Source organism: Shewanella sp. 11B5 (assembly GCF_002836795.1).
GTDB classification, from domain to species: Bacteria; Pseudomonadota; Gammaproteobacteria; order Enterobacterales; family Shewanellaceae; genus Shewanella; species Shewanella frigidimarina.
In genome coordinates, this window is sequence record NZ_PJAP01000988.1 from 1 (window position 1) to 2,791 (window position 2,791).

General features: G+C 40.5%; 4 protein-coding genes. 1 reads left to right on the plus strand and 3 read right to left on the minus strand.

The window, feature by feature from the left end:
• Window positions 1-640, plus strand: a 640-nt coding sequence (locus tag CXF78_RS19265; RefSeq protein WP_180957221.1) for an AAA family ATPase, incomplete at its 5' end; no start/stop codon positions are given.
• A 398-nt stretch (window positions 641-1,038) separates the two neighbouring features.
• Here the strand turns inward: CXF78_RS19265 and infA are convergent.
• The 3 genes from infA to aat form a co-directional block, all read right to left on the minus strand.
• Complete coding sequence (gene infA / locus CXF78_RS19270; RefSeq protein ID WP_011496276.1) at window positions 1,039-1,257, minus strand: translation initiation factor IF-1; 219 nt, start codon at window positions 1,255-1,257, stop codon at window positions 1,039-1,041.
• A 79-nt stretch (window positions 1,258-1,336) separates the two neighbouring features.
• Window positions 1,337-2,056 carry an arginyltransferase gene (locus CXF78_RS19275; protein WP_011637708.1) on the minus strand — a complete coding sequence of 240 codons (720 nt, stop codon included), beginning with the start codon at window positions 2,054-2,056 and terminating at the stop codon, window positions 1,337-1,339.
• Complete coding sequence (gene aat, locus CXF78_RS19280) at window positions 2,046-2,753, minus strand: leucyl/phenylalanyl-tRNA--protein transferase (protein WP_102037667.1); 708 nt, start codon at window positions 2,751-2,753, stop codon at window positions 2,046-2,048. The genes CXF78_RS19275 and aat overlap by 11 nt, the downstream gene beginning before the upstream one ends.
• Window positions 2,754-2,791 lie beyond the last annotated feature (38 nt).

A 2,791-nucleotide genomic window follows, 5' to 3' on the forward strand; every position in this document is an offset into this window, starting at 1 on the left:
TTATGTGGGTTATGACCAAGGTGGTTTGCTTACCGATGCCGTGATTAAAAACCCACATTGTGTGGTGCTACTTGATGAAATTGAAAAGGCGCACCCAGATGTATTCAACTTGCTATTGCAAGTTATGGATCACGGTACATTGACCGACAATAACGGCCGAAAAGCTGATTTTAGAAATGTAACCTTGGTGATGACAACCAACGCTGGCGTACAAGAAACAATCCGTAAATCGATTGGTTTTAGACAGCAAGATCACACTCAAGATGCCTTAGCTGAAATTAATAAAGTCTTTTCACCTGAGTTCCGCAATCGATTGGATTCGATCGTATGGTTTAATCATCTGGATATGACCGTTATCGCCAAAGTGGTTGATAAGTTCTTAGTTGAATTACAGGCACAACTTGATGATAAACATGTCACGCTGGATGTCAGTGATGAAGCACGAACCTTGCTTGCAGAGAAAGGTTATGACAAATCGATGGGCGCGCGCCCAATGTCACGTGTTGTCACGGAATTGATTAAACGTCCGTTAGCAGATGAGATTCTGTTTGGTGTGCTTGAACGAGGTGGTATTGCGCATATTGACGTTAAAGAAGGTGAGATCAATATTGATTGCGAGTCGTTAGAAAAAGTCTCGTAATAATCAATCCATATGCTTGAAAATATAACATAAAAAAAGATGACCCATGGGTCATCTTTTTTTATGTTTGTTAATTGCGCCCAATACCATTAATTATAAATAAGCCTTCAACTCAAAGCATTTCTTACTGTTCAATTCAATGGGTATTGATAGCAAAATGGGTATTCCCTTTTTAAATCAATAAACATAGTAGTGGATCGTATGAGGTGCTTCTGCAAAACGGATTACAACCATCGCGATGCTTGGTTGAATGCTCTGATAAAGGGATACCCATTACGTTGAACATTCGTCTTGTTTGATGCGTGTTGCTTTACGTTGAATACACTTTATTTATGCAGTTTGGTATAACAACAAAAAAACCGACAGGCAGTCGGTTTTTACATTGTTGAGGCTAGCGATTAACGTGCGCGGAAGACGATACGACCTTTTGATAGGTCATAAGGAGTCAACTGTACAGTGACTTTGTCACCCGTTAAAATACGGATGTAGTTTTTGCGCATTTTGCCAGAGATGTGGGCTATCACCACATGTCCATTTTCAAGCTCTACGCGGAACATTGTATTTGGCAAGGTCTCAAGGATAGTGCCCTGCATTTCAATGTTGTCTTCTTTCGCCATTAATTAGTTATCCCATTAGCCTTCAAATATGAAAAAATCGGGCGTATCATGCCCCAAAAACACTGAACTGTAAAGGGCGTTAACGAGAAAGAGCTGTAAGATTTTCACCAACTTGCCAACCGAGTGCTGTTAAAATTTGATATGGGCGATATTGGCGTTTGTAGTTCATTTTCCGATTTTGATCAATTTGATAGCCCAAATATAAAAAACGTTTACCCAATGATTTTGCTAATTGGCATTGGATTAAAATCATCAGCGAACCTAATGAACGGTCGGCATAATCAGGATCAAAATAACTGTAAATTGCCGAGAAGCTGCTCATCATTTCATCGGTTACGGCAACCCCAATTAATCGGTCTTGATCAAACACCTCAATAAACATGGGCGGTAACCAATCCGATAATAAAAAATCATCATATTGGGTTGGCGATGCAGGAAACATTGGCCCATCATTGTGACGTTCATTGATATAACGTTGATACAAATCATAGTGCTCAGGCCGTGAGGTATGAGTGACTTTCCAATGCAAATCTTGATTGTTTTTTAAGGTTCGTTTTTGTCGTTTTGATAATATAAAATCATTAACATTCAATCTAATAGACTGACAAGCTTGGCAGCTCGGACAACGAGGTTTGTAAATAGCATTGCCGTTACGACGAAACCCCATCGTTAGAAGTTGTTCAAACAGCGCCGCGTCTATTTGCGGTTCTTGGATCACCAGCAATTGCTCTTTATTACCTTCAATATAATTGCAATCAAAAGGCTGGCTTATTCCTACGCTGACAGATTTAGAATTCAATAAACACCTCTTGTTTGTTCCACATTGACGCTGAAGTTGCACGATCTCTGTACTGATGAAGTATCGTTAAAAACTCGCTTCTAGGTAAGGCTTTAGCCCCAAGGCTCACTAAATGAGGATTCATTACTTGCGCATCAATCAATTGAAAATCGTGTTTCACCAAGTGTTGATTCAGTATAGCAAAGGCTGCTTTTGATGCATTTGTTTGACGGTGAAACATCGATTCACCGCAAAAAATACCGCCAACCGGAATACCATACAATCCACCCACTAGCTGTTCGCCATCCCATACTTCAATAGAATGAGCATGCCCTTGAAGATGCAGTTCATAGTAGGCCATTTGTATTTCGGCCGAAATCCAAGTGCCATCTTGGCTGTTACGGGGCCCAGCACAACCGGCAACAACATCTAAAAATGCCTGATTAATGGTAAAACGCCATGCAGACTTTTTAAGAAATTTTATTAAGCTTTTACTGCCAAAAGGATGGCTCGGTGTGAACACCGCTCGAGGATCGGGTGACCACCATAAAATGGGGTCATTAGCGTTAAACCAAGGAAAAATACCTTGGTAATAGGCTTGTGCTAGGCGATCTGGACGTAGGTCTCCTCCGATGGCTAATAAACCATTCGGATCGGTAAGAGCTTGCTCTGGCGGCGGGAAGCCGATGGATTGATTTAAATAAGACAGTGAGTTCACAATTGAGTATATTATTTGTAATACCTTATCGTTAACTT